Source organism: Roseovarius confluentis, assembly GCF_002917925.1.
Taxonomy (GTDB): Bacteria; Pseudomonadota; Alphaproteobacteria; order Rhodobacterales; family Rhodobacteraceae; genus Roseovarius; species Roseovarius confluentis.
Window position 1 is genome coordinate 192,213 of sequence record NZ_PPFE01000002.1, and the last position, 17,039, is coordinate 209,251.

Sequence of the window (17,039 nt, forward strand, 5' to 3'; positions counted from 1 at the left end):
CTCCTTGCTGCTCGGGCCGGGCGTTGGATCGCCCGGCATTTGCGCGTCAGGATGTCACTACTGCCCGGTGTGCGCCAGTTATTTCAGCGGTTGGCGCCGGGGGTCCAGAGCACGTCGTCGCGGCCCGAATCGTTGGCCATGCGGGCGGCGACGAAGAACCAGTCGCTGAGGCGGTTGAGGTATTTGACCGCCGCGGGATTGACGTGTTCCATCGTTGCGAGTTCCACCGAAAGCCGCTCGGCGCGGCGCGAGACGGTGCGGCAGAGATGCAGATGCGCCGAGAGCGCCGAGCCGCCGGGCAGGATGAAGCTGCGCAGGGGTTCGAGCACCTTGTTCATCGTGTCGATCTCGGTCTCAAGGCGTGTAACCTGGCTGTCGACCATGCGCAGCGGCGTGAATTCGGCCTTGTCGTCGTTTTCCATGTCCGGGCGGCAGAGATCTGCGCCGAGATCGAACAGGTCGTTCTGGATGCGCGACAGGGCGGCGTCGGTTTCGCCCTCGGCGTGCAACCGGGCAAGGCCGACGGTGGCATTCACCTCGTCCACGGTGCCGTAGGCGGTGACACGCATGGAGTGCTTGGCCACGCGAGAGCCGTTGCCGAGCGCGGTTTCACCGTGATCGCCGGTCTTGGTGTAGATCTTGTTGAGAACGACCATGTTCATTCACCTCCCATTTGGCGGCGGATATAGACGAAAAGCAGGATGAGGACCACCGCGACGAACTGTGCGATGATGCGCCAGCGCATGAACTTGTTCGAGCGCTTGGCGTTGTCGATGCCTTCCTTGCCGAAGTTCGAGATGCCCAGGATGAGGACGACGGCGACGACGCCGCAGGCGAGTGCGACAAGGATGAAAAGGGGGTCGTTGAGCATGTGGGACTCTTGGTTTTTCCGGTCAGGGGCGGAGGTAGCCCGTCTGTGTCAAAAGGCGAATGGGGTATGGTGACGCGGGGCCGCTTACCCGCCGTTCCGGGCCGTCTTGCTACAGTTTTGCCTGTATCCAGTCGAGGGCGCTGGTGGGCAGGATGCGTCGCAGAATGTCCAGAAGGTAGGTCGGCGTGGTGACGAAGTAGCGCGGCCTGGGGCGTGGTGACTCCAGCGCGTGGATCAGCTTTTTCGTGACGGCGGGGGCGGGCAATTCGAACGTGTCTGGACCGCTGCTTGTGTAGAGGCGCGGTATGAGGCGTTTTTCGTAGAGCGACCGGGCGGGCGCGTTTTCCCAGTCGATCCAGCGTTCGAAATGCGGGATCGAGTTGACGCGGATCTTGGAGGTGACGGGCCCGGGTTCGATCAGGACGATATGGATGGGCGTGTCGCGCATCTCGATCCGCATGGTGCTGGTCAGTCCTTCGAGCGCGTGCTTGGTTGCATTGTAGGCGCCGCGCATCCTCAGGGTGGCGAAGCCCAGCACCGAGGAGTTCTGCACGATGCGGCCATGCCCTTGGGCCCGCATCACCGGGATCACTTGCCGCGTGAGGTCGTGCCACCCGAAGAAGTTGGCCTCGAATATATCGCGCAGGGCGTCGGTGGGCAGGTCCTCGACCATCCCGGGGCAGCCGAAGGCCCCGTTGTTGAACAGCGCATCGAGCGTGCCGCCGGTGGCCTCGAGCACCTCGGCCAGCCCGGAGGTGATCGTGTCGGGCTGTTGGTAGTCTATGAGGGGGCTGTCGAAGCCTTCGGCCCGCATCCGCGCGCAGTCCTCTTCCTGTCGGCAGGAGGCGAAAACACGCCAGCCGCGGGCCCGCATGCCGTGCGCCGCGTCGTAGCCGATGCCCGACGAACAGCCGGTAATAAGAAGAGATTTCCGCGTCATGGCCGGACCTTGGCGCGGTCCGGTGCTATATGCAATCGCTTTGAGTGGAAATCACCGAGCCGGCGCGCTGACGAGCCAGTCGGCCATCCAGCCGGTTTCGCCGGTGTCGAGAACCTCGAGTTCAAGCCAGCCGTTGGCCGCCGTGCCGAGCACGGCCACTTCGACACCTTCGGCAAGATTGCCGACGCGGGCGAAATCCGTGCCGGGACCGCCGCGCATGTTGGCGGAAGTGGCGGTCACGTAGCGGATGTCGCCGCTGGTCATGCCGGAGCGCGCCGTGCGCGCCGCGGCTTCGGCCTGCTTGCGCAGCTCGGCTTGCGAGGCTTGATGCTCAAACAGTTCAATGGCGCCGGGCCAATGTTTCTTGACCTCGTCCGCCGCAGCGCCGCCTTCGTCAAGAGCGGCAAGCACGGCGTTGTCCTCGTCGCTGCTTTCCGTCAGGAAACGGGCCTTGTCTTCCACCCGCTCGGTGCGGGCGGTTTCCTGCGCCGACCCGGCTTCGGACATGTCGCTGAGCGAGGCAAGGGTGATCTGAAAACGCTCGGGCTTGTCTTGCTCGGGCAGGTCGATGACCTCCGGCTCGACAGGTTCGGCCGGTTCGGCAGGTTGCGCGTCGGCGACGGTTGTCTCGGGCTCCGGGGCGTTCGCCTGGGCCTGGATGGAATTGTCACGCGGAGCGTAATCGGCGCCGCCGCTCATCTCCCAGAAGGCGAAGCCAAGAAATGCAAAAGTTACCAAAATGAAGCGCCACATTGCGCGAATCCCCCGGGGCAGCAAAGTCAATTTCTTGTTATAGAACACAAGTTACACGATTCGGTTCCCACCGGCATGGGAAAAGGTGCGGAATCTTCCCAACCTGTGCTTTACCTGTGCAAATGCGGGGGGTATCACAGCATCTATGAATGATTTGGTCGATGACCCCAACATAGGCCCCGAGAGCGGGGGCGATGCCGTGGCGGAGCCGCTGCGCCGGGCGATCGGCGAGCGCTATCTGACCTATGCGCTGTCGACGATCATGCACCGGGCGTTGCCGGACGCGCGCGACGGGTTGAAGCCGGTCCACCGGCGGATCCTGTTCGCCATGCGCGAGCTGCGGCTGAGCGCCAGCGGGGGCTTTCGGAAATCCGCGAAAATCAGCGGCGACGTGATGGGCAACTATCACCCCCATGGCGATGCCGCGATCTATGACGCGATGGCGCGTCTGGCGCAGGATTTCAACGTCCGCTACCCGCTGGTCGACGGGCAGGGCAACTTCGGCAATATCGACGGCGACAACCCGGCCGCCAGCCGCTACACCGAGGCACGGCTGACCATCGTGGCGGAGGCCCTGCTGGAAGGGCTGAACGAGAACGCGGTCGATTACCGGGACAATTACGACGGCACGTTGACCGAGCCTGTGGTGCTGCCGGCGCAGTTTCCGAACCTGCTGGCCAACGGGTCGAGCGGCATCGCGGTGGGCATGGCGACGAACATCCCGCCACACAACATCGCGGAGCTGGTGGATGCCTGCCTGCACCTGATCAAGACGCCGGATGCGCGGGACGACACGCTGTTGAACTACGTGCCGGGGCCGGATTTTCCCACGGGGGGCATCATCGTGGAGCCGCCTGAGGCGATCGCGCAGGCCTATCGCACGGGCAAAGGCGGGTTCCGGCTGCGGTGCCGCTACGAGGTAGAGGACCTTGGCCGGGGACAGTGGCAGATCGTGGTCACGGAAATCCCCTATCAAGTGCAGAAGTCCAAGCTGATCGAGAAGCTGGCGGAGGTTATCCAGACCAAGAAGGTGCCGATCCTGGCCGATGTGCGAGACGAGAGCGCGGACGACATCCGCGTGATCCTGGAGCCGCGGTCCAAGAACGTGGACCCAGAGGTGCTGATGCAGTCATTGTATCGCAACTCGGATCTCGAAGTGCGGTTCAGCCTGAACATGAACGTGCTGGTGGACGGGGTGACGCCCAAGGTCTGCAGCCTGAAGGAAGTGCTGCGCGCCTTCCTCGATTTCCGGCGCGAGGTTTTGATCCGGCGCAGCGAGCACCGGATGGAGAAGATCGACCACCGGCTGGAGGTGCTGGAAGGGCTGATCGTGGCCTTCCTGAACCTCGACCGGGTGATCGACATCATTCGCTATGACGACGACCCCAAGGCGGCGCTGATGCGCGAGGATTGGGGGCGGGAGTTCACTCGCGCCAAGGACGAGGCGGATTACGTGCCGCCGGCCGAGGGGGGCGAGGACGGGCTGACCGAGGTCCAGGCCGAGGCGATCCTGAACATGCGGCTGCGCAGCTTGCGGCGGCTGGAAGAGATCGAACTGGTCAAGGAGCGTGACGCGCTGATGGAAGAGCGCGCCGGGCTGGAGGACCTGCTGGACAGCGAAAGCCTGCAGTGGGACGCGATCTCGGACCAGCTGAAGGACGTGAAGAAGAAATTCGGCAAGGACTATGAGGGCGGCGCGCGCCGGACCACCTTTGCCGAGGCGGGCGAGGTCGAGGATGTGCCGTTGGAGGCGATGATCGACCGCGAGCCGATTACGGTGGTCTGTTCCAAGATGGGGTGGATCCGGGCCATGTCGGGGCATATCGACCTGGACCGCGAGCTGAAATTCAAGGACGGGGACGAAGGGCGGTTCATCTTCCATGCGGAGACCACCGACCGACTGTTGGTCTTTGGCACGAACGGGCGGTTCTACACGCTGAGTGCCGCCAACCTGCCCGGGGGGCGCGGGATGGGCGAGCCATTGCGCCTGATGGTGGACCTGCCGAACGAGTCCGACATCGTGGCAATCTTCATCCACAAACCGGGGCGTAAACTGCTGGTGGCGTCCTCGGCGGGTGACGGGTTCATCGTGCCCGAGGACGAGGTCGTGGCGCAGACACGGTCGGGCAAGCAGGTGCTGAACGTGCGCGACGGTGTGCGGGCACAGGTGTGCCAGGCGGTCACGGGCGATCACGTGGCCTGCGTGGGCGAGAACCGCAAGGTGCTGATCTTCCCGCTGGACGAGTTGCCCGAGATGGGCCGCGGCAAGGGCGTGCGGCTGCAGAAATACAAGGATGGCGGTCTGTCCGATGCGACGACCTTCACGCTGGCCGAGGGGCTGAGCTGGCTCGATCCCGCCGGGCGCACACGGACCGAGACCGCGCTGGAGGAATGGACGGCGCGGCGCGCGGGCGCGGGGCGCATGGCACCAAGAGGCTTTCCGCGTAACAACCGTTTCACCTGAGATTGATTTGTCGTGTGCGGGGGGTACCGCCTAGCTTGCTTGCGGATGCATGCGAGGAGGATGGAAATGCTTTGGACACGACGGGTATTGATCGCAAGCGGCGCTGCGGCACTGCTGGCACGGCCCGGGGTGGCCGACGAGCCGCGCTGGTACCAGAACCGGGCCTATGCTGCAGACGGCGCAGACGTCGTGGCCTATTTCGGGCTGGAACCGGGTGCGAACGGGGTGGCCGGATCGGATGAGTTCGTGACCGAGTGGAGCGGCGCGAAGTGGCGCTTTTCGTCTGCCGCGAACCAGGCGGCGTTCGAGGCGAACCCGCAGAAATACGCGCCGCAGTTTGGCGGCTATTGCTCCTGGGCAGTGTCGCAGGGCTACACCGCGCATGGCGACAAGGATGCCTGGACGGTGCATCAGGGCAGGCTTTACCTCAATTACAACAAGTCGGTGCGCCAACGATGGTCGGGGGACATCCCGGGCAACGTGTCGAAAGGCGAGGCGAACTGGTCGAAGGTCTTGGGTGGTTAGCGTGGCCGCGCGTGGGTTTTCGTCCACCAAAGGTGGGTTTTCACCCACCCTACGATGCGTGACGAAGGTCAGGCGACAGAGGCCGGTTGCGGCGCTGAGACCGGCTCGGCCTCGAGCCAGACGCCGCCTTCGGGGCGGAGGGTCAGGATCATCACCGGGTCGGGATTGCGGCCCGCGACGGGGGTGAAACGGAAGCGGTTCAGCAACGTGCCAAGGATGATCACCGCCTCTTGCAGCGCGAAGCTGGCGCCGATGCAGATGCGGGGGCCGTCTCCGAACGGAAGGTAGGCGTAGCGTTCCACGGATTTGCGATCCGCAAAGCGGTCGGGCCGAAAGGCGTCGGGATCCTCCCAGAGCATGTGATGGCGGTGAAGCGCATATATGGGCAGGATCACCGTGTCGCCCTTGCGGATCTCGCGCCCGCAGAGTGTATCATTTGCCATGGCCGTGCGGGAAACCATCCCGGCAGGCGGATAGAGGCGCAGGGCCTCTTCGATGATCTGGCGCATGAAAGGGAGCTTTTCCACATGCTCGCCGGTAACCGGGCCGTCGCCGCAGATCTCGCGCAATTCGGCGCGGGCGCGGTCCTGCACGTCCTGGTCGAAGGCGCAAAGATAGAGCGACCATCCAAGGGCGAGCGCCGTCGTCTCGTGGCCCGCGACAATGAAGGTCAGCAGGTTGTCGCGCAGCTCGGCGGTGTTCATCTGGCGCTTGGTCTTGGGGTCCTCGCCTTCCATCAGCAGGTCGAGAAGGTCCGGCACGCCATCGGGGCCACGCTGGCGGCGGGCCTCGATCGCCTCGTCGGCGATGCGGCGCATGTCGCCCACGGCGTTGCGGGAAAAGATCAGGCGGCCGGGGCGCGGTACCCAGTCGGGCGCGCCCAGCACATCGAGCAGGGAAATCTTCCCAGCTTCGGAGATATAGGCGTCGATGCCGCGATGGACCGCGTCGGCGTCGAACATGCCGTCGCCGGAAAAGGTGACGTCGGCGATGACGTCGAAGGTCGTGCGCACCATGTCGGCGGCCATGTCGATGGCGCGGGGGCCGGCCTGGGCCACGCGGTCGGCGCTGCGCTGGGCGGCGGCGGTCATGATCGGCGCAAGGTTCATCACGTTGCGGTGCGAGAACACCGGTGCGGCCGTGCGCCGCTGCCAGCGCCAATGCGCGCCCTCGGCAATGAAGAGGGAGTCGCCGATGGCCGGTTTCAGAAGGTTCTTGGTGACAAGCGACTTGGGATAGGTCTCCACCCGCTCCAGCAGCATTTCGCGGATCGCGCCGGGGTCCATCACCATGTGCCAGCGCTTGCCGGTGCGGCCTGACACCATGGGCTGGCGGGTGGCAAGCTCGGGGATGATGCTGAGCACGTTGCGCCGCGCCGCGCCGAGACTGCCGAGAATGCCCATCGGCTCGGTGACGAGGGGCACTTTGACGGGGGTGTCGGCGTGGGACATGGGGACTCCGGTTCTGTCTACGTTAAACATAGGCGCGCCAGGGGCAGGCGGCAAACCGGCGGCGGAAATCTGCGGCAATATGGGGCAGGGCGGGAATTGCCAGCGCCGGGCGGTCTTGCTATCGCTGAAAGTGGACGGATCCGGGGGGCGGGGATGCTGCGAATACTGGCTTTGGGGTTGATGATTGCCGGCGTGGCGGCCTGTACACGGGTGGATGACCTGGGCGATGCGCCGGTCTACCTGGGCAATTTTCATCTCGGGCATAACGTGGTGGCGGCGCCCAACCTGCAGAAAGGGCCGCTGTCGCGCGAGGCCAGCAAGGCGGCGTGGATCGCGGCGATGACAGAGGCGGTGGATAAACGGTTCTCGCGGCAGGAGGGCACGCGGCTATATCACCTGGGCATCACGCTGGAGGCCTATGTTCTGGCGCGCGCCGGCATCCCGGTTGTGGCGGCGCCGAAGTCGGTGCTCGTGCTGAAGGTCACGGCCTGGGACGACGCCAAACAGGCCCGGCTGAACGAGACGCCGGAACTGATTACCGTGATCGAGAGCCTGTCGGGCGATACGGTCGTGGGTTCGGGCCTGACGCGGACGGCGGAGGAGCAGATGCAGGTGTTGACGCAAAAGGCGGCCAAGCTGATCGAGAACTGGCTGGTGCGGCAGAACAATGCCGAGGGCTGGTTCGAGGATGATGGCCGGCCCGCCCGGTCCAAGGCCAAGGCTCGCGCTGCGGAAGCGCGCGCAGCGGCCTCGGAAGAGGAGCGGATGCAGGCGGCGGCCAAGGCGGCGTTGAAAAAGGCCGACGCGCAGGCGGCGCAGTAGCCCGTCTCCTGTGCCTGTGTCATCCCTGCCTGCGCGGGCGTCGGAAAGACGCATGAACCGCTTGATTTTCCCGGTTGAAGCCAATAAATCCGCGGCCAGTAGCAATTCGGGCCGCGACAGGCCCCCAATAGGATAAGGCGCCCACGAGATGGCAAAGGAAAAGTTTGACCGTTCGAAACCGCACGTGAACATCGGGACCGTTGGTCACGTTGACCACGGCAAGACGACGCTGACGGCGGCGATCACGAAGTATTTCGGTGACTTCCGCGCGTATGACCAGATCGACGGTGCGCCGGAAGAGAAAGCGCGCGGGATCACGATCTCGACCGCGCACGTTGAATACGAGACCGAGAACCGTCACTACGCGCACGTGGACTGCCCCGGCCACGCCGACTACGTGAAGAACATGATCACGGGCGCCGCCCAGATGGACGGCGCGATCCTGGTGGTGAACGCGGCCGACGGCCCGATGCCGCAGACCCGCGAGCACATCCTGCTGGCGCGTCAGGTGGGCGTGCCCGCGCTGGTGGTGTTCATGAACAAGGTCGACCAGGTCGATGACGAGGAACTGCTGGAGCTGGTCGAGATGGAAATCCGCGAGCTTCTGAGCTCGTACGACTTCCCCGGCGACGACATTCCGATCATCGCGGGCTCGGCGCTGGCGGCGATGGAAGGCAACAACCCGGAGATCGGCGAAGAGAAGATCCGCGAGCTGATGGCGGCTGTCGACGACTACATCCCGACGCCCGAGCGCGCCGTGGACCAGCCGTTCCTGATGCCGGTCGAGGACGTGTTCTCGATCTCTGGCCGCGGCACGGTTGCCACGGGCCGGATCGAGCGTGGCCTGATCAAGGTCGGCGAAGAGATGGAGATCGTGGGCCTGAACAAGAACAAGAAGACGACCTGCACCGGCGTCGAGATGTTCCGCAAGCTTCTGGACCAGGGCGAGGCCGGCGACAACGTTGGTCTGCTGCTGCGCGGTATCGAGCGTGACGGTGTGGAGCGCGGCCAGGTGCTGTGCAAGCCCGGTTCGGTTAACCCGCACACGAAGTTCGAGGCCGAGGCGTACATCCTGACGAAGGAAGAGGGTGGCCGTCACACGCCGTTCTTCGCCAACTACCGTCCGCAGTTCTACTTCCGCACGACGGACGTGACGGGCACGGTGACGCTGCCCGAGGGCACGGAGATGGTGATGCCGGGTGACAACCTGAAGTTCGAGGTCGAGCTGATCGCGCCGATCGCGATGGAAGACGGCCTGCGCTTCGCCATCCGCGAAGGCGGCCGCACCGTCGGCGCCGGCGTCGTGTCGAAGATCGTAGAGTGATCTGAGGCAAAGCTGAAAGTACAAGGCGGGGGAAATCTTTCCTCCGCCTTTTTTGCGTTTGATGTAATTATTCAAACACTTTGAAACTTCAGATGAGACTCGACTGTGTTTGAAAAACTAAAGGCCGCGGTTCTATTGCTCGCTACTACAACTTTTCCTGCGATCAGCCAGGACATCCCGTCGGCCTATTCAGAGTATTATGGCGTCGTAGAGCGCGTGATTGATGGTGATACGATAGTTGTTCGTTTGGAACTATGGCCCGGACTTGAAGCAGTTTATTCCGTTCGTGCCAAAGACATTGATGCACCTGAGCTGCGTGGTGCTGGTTGCCCAGCGGAAAAAACTTGGGCCGAGGAGGCTCGGGATAAAGCGGAACGGCTCTACGGTCCCGGTACAGAGATTAGAATTGAAAACGTGGAGCTTGATAGTTTTGGTCGCGCAGTTGCCGATATCAGAAGATATAGGTCGGATCGCTGGCTTTATTTCGCCAAGGAGATGGTGGACAGTGACATGGCTGAAGCTTGGCAAGAAGGGTGGCCGGACATCGACTGGTGTGAACTCGCGAAATCACGCGCAGAATGACCAAAGACTGAAACAACCACGCGTCATCCCGGACTTGATCCGGGATCTCTCTTACAAAGTCGAAAGGGCGTCCAGAACGGGCGCCCTTTTCTTTTTCGGGCTGGGGTGAGATCAAGGCGCATGGCATATCCGTTTCCCACCCCGGACACGCGCAATCCGTTGATCCTGCCCGATGGATCCGCCCATGCGGGGACGGTATTTCTGAAAGCGGTGATCGATCATCCGCGGTTCATCGTGGGCGATTACAGCTATGCCAGTGCCACGCATCCGCCCGACGACTGGGCGACGCATCTTGCGCCGTATCTGTTTCCGGTCTCGGACGAGAGGCTGGTGATCGGCAGGTTCTGCCAAATCGCGGATGGGGTGGTTTTCATCACCGCCTCGGCCAACCACCGGCGCGACGGGTTTTCGACGTTTCCATTCGCCGTGTTCGACCATGCCACGGCCGCGAACCGGCCCAGCCTGCCGGAGTGGTCGGGCCCGGACACGGTGCTGGGGCATGACGTTTGGTTGGGCAAGGATGTGCGGGTGCTGCCGGGGGCGCGGTTGGGCAACGGCGTGATCGTGGCGGCGGGGGCCGTGGTGCGGGGCGACGTGCCGGATTACGCGGTGGTGGCCGGCAACCCCGCGCGGGTGGTGAAGATGCGCTTCGACGCGGAGACCATCGCACGGCTGAACGCGCTGGCGTGGTGGCACTGGCCCATCGACCGTATCCTGAAGCATGAGGCGGCGATCTGCGGCGCGGACATGAATGCGCTGGAGCAGGCTGCGCCGTAACGGCGATTGTCGAACCCCATGAGGCAATCCGCCACAGAGCGGGCCGAGCCCCGGTAAGGCGGTTTCTCACGGTTCCGGGCGAAGGGGTAGGCCGAAGCAGGGTGGGAAACTGTTGTGAAATCAAGCGCTAGGCCGGGTTTCTGCAGTTGCAGCATCGGCGTGGCATACCGTAGTATTCCGTTAAGGTATTGAAATATTGACATTTTTTTAAGGCGGCGCAATTCTTCTCGGATGGAGGAGCACGCCTTGGACCAAGTGAACCTGTCGGCATGGAAAGGACGAACGGAGACGCGCGAAGGCGTGATCGCCCCGGCACAGGCCGCACAGATCCATGCGACCATCGGCGATACGGCACGTGACGCGCCGAAGATGGGCGAGGCGATGCCGCCGCTCTGGCACTGGTGCGCCTTCCCGCCCGTCTGCCCGCTGGAGAAGCTGGCAACGGACGGGCATCCGAAGCTGGGAGGGTTCCTGCCGCCGGTACCCTTGGGGCGCCGGATGTGGGCCGGAGGCAAGCTTAGTTTCGGCGCGCCGTTGCGCGTCGGGGTGCCCTTTGCCAGCCGATCGACCATCGCGGGGGTGACCGAGAAGGCCGGGAAAACCGGGCGCATGGTCTTCGTGTCGGTCGACCATCAGTTGAGCGCGGAGGGCGCGGTGGTGATCGAGGAGCGGCAGGACATCGTTTACCTGGACCTGCCGACCGAATTTCGCCCGCCTTTGAGACAGCCGATGCCGGAGGAGACGGTCGGACACTGGGCCCAGCCTGTCAACGAGGCGCTTCTGTTCCGGTTTTCGGCCATCACCTTCAACGCGCATCGCATCCACTATGACCTGCCCTATGCGCAAGAGGTCGAGCATTACCCGGGCCTTGTCGTTCACGGGCCGATGCAGGCCGCGTGGCTGATGCGGGCGGCGACGGATGTGAAGGGGCGGGCGCCTGACAGTTTTGCTTTCAGGGGCGTGCATCCGATGCTGCTGATCCCCGGGGAAAGCGGGGAGATGACGATTGCCGCCTGCGCGTCGGAGGAGGCGCGCGGGCTGACATTACATACCGGACAGGCCGGGCATCAATGCATGCAGGCCACCGCCACATGGGAGGAAACCACGTGAACAAGATCTTGAAAGACATGAGGGTGGTCGAGGGCTCCGCGTTTGTCGCGGTGCCGCTGGCGGGGATGACACTGGCGCAGATGGGCGCCGAGGTGATCCGGTTCGACCGGCTGGAAGGCGGCCTGGATTTCGGGCGCTGGCCGCTGGCGCCGGATGGGCAAAGCCTGTTCTGGGCGGGGCTGAACAAGGGAAAGAAGTCGGTCGCGGTGAACATGCGGTCGCGCGAGGGCCGCGAGTTGATCAGCCGGATCATCACTGCGCCGGGGCCGGATGCGGGGATGTTTCTGACCAACCTGCGGGTGCGGGGCTGGATGGATTACGCGACCCTGAGCAAGCGGCGCAGCGACCTGGTGATGGTCAGCCTGCTGGGAGACCGCGAGGGGCGGCCGCAGGTGGATTACACGGTGAACCCGTCCATCGGTGTGCCACACATGACGGGCCCGGAGGGACGCGAGGACCCGGTGGCCAGTGCGCTGCCGGCATGGGATCTGATTGCCGGCAACCTCGCGGTGTCGAGCCTGCTGGCGGCCGAGCGGCACAGGCTGCGCCACGGCGCGGGGCAGGAGGTTGTCCTGACCCTGAAGGACGTCGCGGCGGCCACGATGGCGCATCTGGGTATGGTCGGAGACGTGCATCTAAACAATAATGAGCGGGGCAAGTCAGGTAATGCGCTTTACGGGGCATATGGGCAGGATTTCGTCTGTGCCTGCGGCGGACGCGTGATGGTGATCGGGCTGACCCAGCGGCAATGGGAAGGGTTGGTCAATGCCACGGGCAAGAATGACCAGATGACGATGCTGGCCAAGCGGCACAAGGTGGACATGAGTGACGAGGGCGTGCGCTGGACGCTGCGCCACGAGATCACAACAATCCTTGCGCCATGGTTTGCGGAGCGGCGGATCGAGGAATTCGCCGGGGACTTCAACGCGATGGGCCTGACGTGGTCGGTGTTCCGCAGCACGCGGGAGGCCGTGCAAGAGGATCCGGATTTCGGTGAGGCGAACCCGATGTTCTCGATGACGGAGCAGCCCGGGATGGGTCGATTCCCAGTGCCGGGGCATCCGGCCGAATTCGGCAGCCATGGTCGCGTGCGGCCCGCGCCCGCGCCTGCACTGGGCGCGCACACCGAGGAGGTGCTGGGCGACGTGGCACGGATGAGCGATACGGAAATTTCGAAGCTCTTCGACGACGGGATCGTGGCGAGCCCGGACTATCGCAAGAAATCCGCCGCCTGAGGGCCGGACGCGGGGCGAAAAAATCCGTGCGGGCAGCGGGAAAGGGGACTTGATTCCGGCGCCCATGTGCCGTACCTGAGGCGTCGGCCTTAGGGGTATAGCTCAGCTGGTAGAGCGACGGTCTCCAAAACCGTAGGTCGCGGGTTCGAGCCCTGCTGCCCCTGCCATTCGCTTTCATGACATTGCAGCTGTCCGGCATCGCGCCTTTTGTTGGGCTGGCAATCCGTCAGAGATTGGCCACATGTCCAGCGCATCACGAAATTAACCCTAGCACGTCGCAAAGTTACCCCATTCACCCTGCAATTGTTTCCGAGATGGTGAAAACTTGTGAATGAGGGGACGTGACCCATGAAAATCATGGTCGTGGACGATGAAGAAATCATAGTTGCGCTGCTTGCGGAATACCTGAAGGAGATGGGATTCGAGGATGTTACCACGGCGGCATCGGGCGAAGAGGCGCTGGAGGTCATCGCCGCGCAGGACAGTCCTTTCGATTGCTTTCTGCTGGACGTCAAGATGGGCGGCATGGATGGAATCGATCTGTGTTCGAGAATCCGCGAGATGCCCGAGTACTGGATTGCGCCGATCATCATGATCACCTCGGCCGCGGCCAAGCAGCACATGCACGAGGCCTTCGATGCCGGGGCGACGGATTACATGATGAAGCCCATCGAGCATATCGACCTGCGGGTGCGCATCCAGATCGCGATGCTGCTGGTCGAGACGCTAAAGAGCGAGGCCGAGAGCCGCAGCGCGCTGAAGGCCGCGCTGCGGACTTCGCCCAAAGCCGGGCAGTTCGATCCCTCGATGCGGATCACCTATTCCGATGTTCCCAACATGCGCGACTACTTCCAGTTGGAAAACAGGCTTCTGAGACTGAGCGAGGGAACTTATGCGATGACGCTTCTGTCGATCGAGATCGACGGGATCGAGAAGCTGGGCGCGCGATTGGGTCAGGGCGATTTCCTGGATATCGTGGAGGCGGTGGCGAACATCATCGGAAAGACGCTTCCGGCCAGAGGTGCCTCGCTTTCCTACGTGGGCTTCGGCAAGTTCGTCTGCCTTGTCGTGGTGCGCAACCATATCGTGCCGAACCTTTTACAGGCGCGTATCCGGGACGCGTTCGGGGCCTTTGAGGCCGCGCACGACATACTGTCGCCCGGCGAACTGGAACTGAAAGTGGCGGCGTTGTCGAGCAAGCGGATGTTGGCGCCAGATGTCGCCATCGGCCTGATCCGGCGCTTTGTCGGCTCCCTTGGGTCGAGCGAGAACATGACGTTGCCGCCGATTTCGAAAGTGCAGGAAGGAATTTTCCGTCGGAGCAGCGGCGCCAAGAACAAGGTCGAGTGACTCTTCGGTAAACACGGCAGATCCCGCGCTGCGCATTGGCGCAGCGCGGGTGGCGCGCAACGCCGGGGTGTGTCTGCCAATTTTCTGCCCCGACAAAGTCATTTTGTGGCCACAGTTCAGCCCTAGCCCATGAATCGCAATGCGGACCCTTGGGGGAAGGACGCGATGCGGTCACCACGTGGGGGCGTGGAACCTTGAATGAGTGTTGCCATGACCACGACAGATATGCGCCGTCAGGCGCTTCAGAACGATCTTTACATCCGCAGCGAGGAACTGCCGGGGACGCCGGCGGTGGATGCAAAGGACCCGCAGGGTATCGAAAGTAACGCAGATAATCTGGTTCGGCAGCTTCTGATCGAGGAGAAGCGCCGCACAATGCCCGAGCGGCTGCCCGATATCGCGCCGCAGGAAGAGGTCCTGAGCTGTGATGCAAAAGAGCCCGAAAAACAGCTTGAATCGGCGCGGGAATCGATTGCGCAGATTCTGAAGGCCGAGCGGGCCGTCATGCCCGAAGTGACGCGGCGCCGCCGGAGATGGCTGAGGGTGCCGCGCGTGCGCCTGCCGCGGCTGACATTGCGCCGCAGTCCTGTCGCGGACAAAAGGCAAAACGCGAACGGGTCGGCGCCGGCAACCGGGATTGCGGTGCCGCTGCACGCGCGTGTGACGCGGCGCCTGCCGGAGTGGCTGCGCAATTACCGTCCGACGAAAAAGCACATCGTCTTGGCCGTGCTGGCCGGGCTTGTGATCTACTGGCCGTTGATGGTGCCGCTCGTGGCGCTGCTGCTGGTATGGCTGGTGCTGATCGCCTACCTGACGCTGGGCCCCGACCGCTGGGGCGAGATTCTCGGTGGGGCGTGGCAGCGGCTGCATGCCCGCAAGCCGGAACTGGCCGAGCGAATACGGCAGCGGGCCGACCGATTTGCCGAGAAGTTCGACCGGCTGCTGGATTGGCTGCCGGACTCCTGGGCCGAGCGGCTGGCGCTGCCGGATTTCTCGGGGGCGCAGGAGGGCGACGACGACAGGCCCGACCCGTTCGACCGGCTGGCCGCCGAGGCGCGTCAGACCTGACGATCCGCCGCAGGGCGGGAAGGCCACAGCACGTGCACGGGGATCGTCGCAGGCGGTCTCGGCTCTTGAATTCGTGCCGCGTGCGGCGTATGTCGCGCGTCACGAGGTTTCCAACGAAGAAAGTCGCGCACCGATGGCCGTTACAAATCCGCTTCAGTTCATTCAGCAGGTCCGTGCGGAAGTCGCCAAGGTCGTCTGGCCGACACGGCGCGAGGTTCTGCTGACCACGGTCATGGTGTTCATCATGGCGGCGCTGACGGCGGTTTTCTTCGCGCTGGTCGACCTGGCGATCCGCAGCGGCCTGGAAGGTCTGCTAGGCCTCTTCGGCTGAGTCGCGCGAATTTTGGCGCTTGAGCCTTGAAATGAAGGGCAAAGGGCGGTAACTGACCCGACACTTCCAGCAGCGCGCGGCGATTCGAGCCCGCGCGCTGATTTGTTTCTGGAAGGTGGTTTGGGCCGGAAAGGCCCTTCGGAATATGAACTTTCCGGGCGCGACCCGGGCAACGAGGGATGGTGCTCAGCATGGCGAAACGGTGGTATTCGGTCAGCGTTCTTTCCAATTTCGAAAAGAAGATCGCAGAGCAGATCCGGCAATCCGTGGCCGAACAGGGCCTCGAGGAAGATATCGACGAAGTTCTGGTGCCGACTGAAGAGGTCATCGAGGTGCGCCGGGGCAAGAAGGTCACCGCCGAGCGACGCTTCATGCCGGGCTATGTGCTGGTGCATATGGAAATGTCCGACCAGGGCTATCACCTGATCAACTCGATCAACCGTGTCACCGGCTTTCTTGGTCCGCAGGGGCGGCCGATGCCGATGCGCGACGCGGAGGTGAACCAGATTCTGAACCGCGTGCAGGAAGGCGAGGATGCGCCGAAACTGCTGGTCAGCTTCGAGGTGGGCGAGAAGGTCAAGGTCAACGACGGCCCGTTCGAGGATTTCGACGGCATGGTCGAGGAAGTGGACGACGACAACCAGCGCCTGAAGGTGACGGTGTCGATCTTCGGCCGCGAAACCCCGGTCGAGCTGGAATTCACGCAGGTGACCAAGCAGGCTTGACACACGCCAGTTCAAACAGACGAATTCGCGGCCGTGCAACTTGCGCGGCCGTTTTCGTTGGGGGAGACTGGACACGCGCTATCGCCGCGAAGAATAGCCCGGCAAACAAAGCGGGGGCTTGTCAAAAGTCTAGAGAGGGTGTACGCGGCGCCCTCGTACCTTTGCCCGGATCGGGCCGGGGTACTTTCCATGTGGGAGGCGCGGCGGTCGCGACCGCTCAAACCTGACCACATCAACATAGGCCAAGGGACGCGTCCCGAGGCTGTTTGAAAAGGAGAAGGCCAATGGCCAAGAAACTTGCCGGCACCATGAAGCTTCAGGTGCCTGCCGGACAAGCGAACCCGTCCCCGCCGGTTGGTCCGGCGCTGGGTCAGCGCGGCATCAACATCATGGAATTCTGCAAGGCGTTCAACGCCAAGACGCAGGAGATGGAGCCCGGTGCACCGTGCCCGACCGTGATCACCTACTATCAGGACAAGTCCTTTGAAATGGACATCAAGACGCCGCCGGCGTCGTACTACCTGAAGAAGGCTGCAAAGCTGAAATCGGGCTCCAAGACCCCGGGTCGCGAAAGCGTTGCCACGGTGAGCCCCAAGCAGCTGCGCGAGATCGCGGAAGCGAAGTGGAGAGACCTGAACGCGAACGACGTAGAATCCGCGATGAAGATCATCGCAGGGTCCGCGCGGTCCATGGGCATCGAGGTGAAGTAAG

18 protein-coding genes and 1 tRNA gene are annotated in these 17,039 nt (G+C 63.5%); 14 read left to right on the top strand and 5 right to left on the bottom strand.

Annotated elements, in window-relative coordinates:
• Positions 1–83: 83 nt before the first annotated feature.
• The 4 genes from C2I35_RS05775 to C2I35_RS05790 all read right to left on the bottom strand — a co-directional run bounded on the left by C2I35_RS05775 (position 84) and on the right by C2I35_RS05790 (position 2,564).
• Complete coding sequence (locus C2I35_RS05775) at positions 84–656, bottom strand: cob(I)yrinic acid a,c-diamide adenosyltransferase (protein ID WP_103762487.1); 573 nt, start codon at positions 654–656, stop codon at positions 84–86.
• Positions 657–658: 2 nt separating this feature from the next.
• A complete protein-coding gene (locus C2I35_RS05780; RefSeq protein WP_103762089.1) occupies positions 659–871 on the bottom strand; it encodes a twin transmembrane helix small protein in 213 nt (70 codons plus the stop codon).
• A 109-nt stretch (positions 872–980) separates the two neighbouring features.
• On the bottom strand, positions 981–1,811 hold the full coding sequence (locus tag C2I35_RS05785; protein ID WP_103762090.1) for an SDR family NAD(P)-dependent oxidoreductase: 831 nt from the start codon (positions 1,809–1,811) through the stop codon (positions 981–983).
• 51 nt (positions 1,812–1,862) lie between these two features.
• Positions 1,863–2,564: an SH3 domain-containing protein gene (locus C2I35_RS05790; RefSeq protein ID WP_103762091.1), complete on the bottom strand. Its 702-nt coding sequence runs from the start codon at positions 2,562–2,564 to the stop codon at positions 1,863–1,865.
• A 145-nt stretch (positions 2,565–2,709) separates the two neighbouring features.
• On the opposite strand from C2I35_RS05790, the gene parC reads away from it, so the two are divergent.
• Together parC and C2I35_RS05800 are read left to right on the top strand one after the other, a co-directional pair.
• The gene (parC, locus tag C2I35_RS05795) at positions 2,710–5,028 is read left to right on the top strand and encodes a DNA topoisomerase IV subunit A (RefSeq protein WP_103762092.1); all 2,319 of its coding nucleotides are present in this window, start codon (positions 2,710–2,712) and stop codon (positions 5,026–5,028) included.
• Positions 5,029–5,094: 66 nt separating this feature from the next.
• Positions 5,095–5,553: a YHS domain-containing (seleno)protein gene (locus tag C2I35_RS05800; RefSeq protein ID WP_103762488.1), complete on the top strand. Its 459-nt coding sequence runs from the start codon at positions 5,095–5,097 to the stop codon at positions 5,551–5,553.
• Positions 5,554–5,621: 68 nt separating this feature from the next.
• Here the strand turns inward: C2I35_RS05800 and C2I35_RS05805 are convergent, their stop codons facing one another.
• On the bottom strand, positions 5,622–7,004 hold the full coding sequence (locus C2I35_RS05805) for a cytochrome P450 (protein WP_103762093.1): 1,383 nt from the start codon (positions 7,002–7,004) through the stop codon (positions 5,622–5,624).
• 153 nt (positions 7,005–7,157) lie between these two features.
• On the opposite strand from C2I35_RS05805, the gene C2I35_RS05810 reads away from it, so the two are divergent.
• The 12 genes from C2I35_RS05810 (at position 7,158) to rplK (ending at position 17,038) form a co-directional block, all read left to right on the top strand.
• Entirely contained in the window at positions 7,158–7,826 is a 669-nt protein-coding gene (locus C2I35_RS05810) for a hypothetical protein (RefSeq protein WP_103762094.1), read from the top strand.
• A gap of 148 nt (positions 7,827–7,974) precedes the next feature.
• Positions 7,975–9,150 carry an elongation factor Tu gene (gene tuf / locus C2I35_RS05815; RefSeq protein WP_103762095.1) on the top strand — a complete coding sequence of 392 codons (1,176 nt, stop codon included), beginning with the start codon at positions 7,975–7,977 and terminating at the stop codon, positions 9,148–9,150.
• 105 nt (positions 9,151–9,255) lie between these two features.
• On the top strand, positions 9,256–9,732 hold the full coding sequence (locus tag C2I35_RS21810; RefSeq protein WP_146049975.1) for a thermonuclease family protein: 477 nt from the start codon (positions 9,256–9,258) through the stop codon (positions 9,730–9,732).
• A gap of 120 nt (positions 9,733–9,852) precedes the next feature.
• Positions 9,853–10,509, top strand: a complete 657-nt coding sequence (locus C2I35_RS05825) for a CatB-related O-acetyltransferase (RefSeq protein WP_103762097.1) — start codon at positions 9,853–9,855, stop codon at positions 10,507–10,509.
• 255 nt (positions 10,510–10,764) lie between these two features.
• Positions 10,765–11,619 carry an HTD2 family dehydratase gene (locus tag C2I35_RS05830; protein ID WP_245890441.1) on the top strand — a complete coding sequence of 285 codons (855 nt, stop codon included), beginning with the start codon at positions 10,765–10,767 and terminating at the stop codon, positions 11,617–11,619.
• Positions 11,616–12,854 carry a CoA transferase gene (locus C2I35_RS05835; RefSeq protein WP_245890415.1) on the top strand — a complete coding sequence of 413 codons (1,239 nt, stop codon included), beginning with the start codon at positions 11,616–11,618 and terminating at the stop codon, positions 12,852–12,854. Before C2I35_RS05830 ends, C2I35_RS05835 begins: the two co-directional genes overlap by 4 nt.
• A 91-nt stretch (positions 12,855–12,945) precedes the next feature.
• Positions 12,946–13,021, top strand: a tRNA-Trp gene (locus C2I35_RS05840).
• Between the two features lie 181 nt (positions 13,022–13,202).
• Complete coding sequence (locus C2I35_RS05845; protein WP_103762099.1) at positions 13,203–14,204, top strand: response regulator; 1,002 nt, start codon at positions 13,203–13,205, stop codon at positions 14,202–14,204.
• Positions 14,205–14,414: 210 nt separating this feature from the next.
• A complete protein-coding gene (locus C2I35_RS05850) occupies positions 14,415–15,272 on the top strand; it encodes a hypothetical protein (RefSeq protein WP_103762100.1) in 858 nt (285 codons plus the stop codon).
• A 133-nt stretch (positions 15,273–15,405) separates the two neighbouring features.
• Positions 15,406–15,603 carry a preprotein translocase subunit SecE gene (gene secE, locus C2I35_RS05855; RefSeq protein WP_057796846.1) on the top strand — a complete coding sequence of 66 codons (198 nt, stop codon included), beginning with the start codon at positions 15,406–15,408 and terminating at the stop codon, positions 15,601–15,603.
• 191 nt (positions 15,604–15,794) lie between these two features.
• The gene (nusG, locus tag C2I35_RS05860) at positions 15,795–16,328 is read left to right on the top strand and encodes a transcription termination/antitermination protein NusG (RefSeq protein ID WP_103762490.1); all 534 of its coding nucleotides are present in this window, start codon (positions 15,795–15,797) and stop codon (positions 16,326–16,328) included.
• A 284-nt stretch (positions 16,329–16,612) separates the two neighbouring features.
• A complete protein-coding gene (gene rplK / locus C2I35_RS05865) occupies positions 16,613–17,038 on the top strand; it encodes a 50S ribosomal protein L11 (RefSeq protein ID WP_103762101.1) in 426 nt (141 codons plus the stop codon).
• Position 17,039 lies beyond the last annotated feature (1 nt).

Bases quoted from the DNA above. Each gene is read 5' to 3' on its own strand.
- nusG (WP_103762490.1), top strand. From the start codon at position 15,795: ATGGCGAAACGGTGGTATTCGGTCAGCGTTCTTTCCAATTTCGAAAAG.
- C2I35_RS05775 (WP_103762487.1), bottom strand. From the start codon at position 656: ATGGTCGTTCTCAACAAGATCTACACCAAGACCGGCGATCACGGTGAA.
- parC (WP_103762092.1), top strand. From the start codon at position 2,710: ATGAATGATTTGGTCGATGACCCCAACATAGGCCCCGAGAGCGGGGGC.
- C2I35_RS05780 (WP_103762089.1), bottom strand. From the start codon at position 871: ATGCTCAACGACCCCCTTTTCATCCTTGTCGCACTCGCCTGCGGCGTC.
- secE (WP_057796846.1), top strand. From the start codon at position 15,406: ATGGCCGTTACAAATCCGCTTCAGTTCATTCAGCAGGTCCGTGCGGAA.
- rplK (WP_103762101.1), top strand. From the start codon at position 16,613: ATGGCCAAGAAACTTGCCGGCACCATGAAGCTTCAGGTGCCTGCCGGA.
- C2I35_RS05805 (WP_103762093.1), bottom strand. From the start codon at position 7,004: ATGTCCCACGCCGACACCCCCGTCAAAGTGCCCCTCGTCACCGAGCCG.
- C2I35_RS05785 (WP_103762090.1), bottom strand. From the start codon at position 1,811: ATGACGCGGAAATCTCTTCTTATTACCGGCTGTTCGTCGGGCATCGGC.
- tuf (WP_103762095.1), top strand. From the start codon at position 7,975: ATGGCAAAGGAAAAGTTTGACCGTTCGAAACCGCACGTGAACATCGGG.
- C2I35_RS05825 (WP_103762097.1), top strand. From the start codon at position 9,853: ATGGCATATCCGTTTCCCACCCCGGACACGCGCAATCCGTTGATCCTG.
- C2I35_RS05810 (WP_103762094.1), top strand. From the start codon at position 7,158: ATGCTGCGAATACTGGCTTTGGGGTTGATGATTGCCGGCGTGGCGGCC.
- C2I35_RS05850 (WP_103762100.1), top strand. From the start codon at position 14,415: ATGACCACGACAGATATGCGCCGTCAGGCGCTTCAGAACGATCTTTAC.
- C2I35_RS05845 (WP_103762099.1), top strand. From the start codon at position 13,203: ATGAAAATCATGGTCGTGGACGATGAAGAAATCATAGTTGCGCTGCTT.
- C2I35_RS05790 (WP_103762091.1), bottom strand. From the start codon at position 2,564: ATGTGGCGCTTCATTTTGGTAACTTTTGCATTTCTTGGCTTCGCCTTC.
- C2I35_RS05800 (WP_103762488.1), top strand. From the start codon at position 5,095: ATGCTTTGGACACGACGGGTATTGATCGCAAGCGGCGCTGCGGCACTG.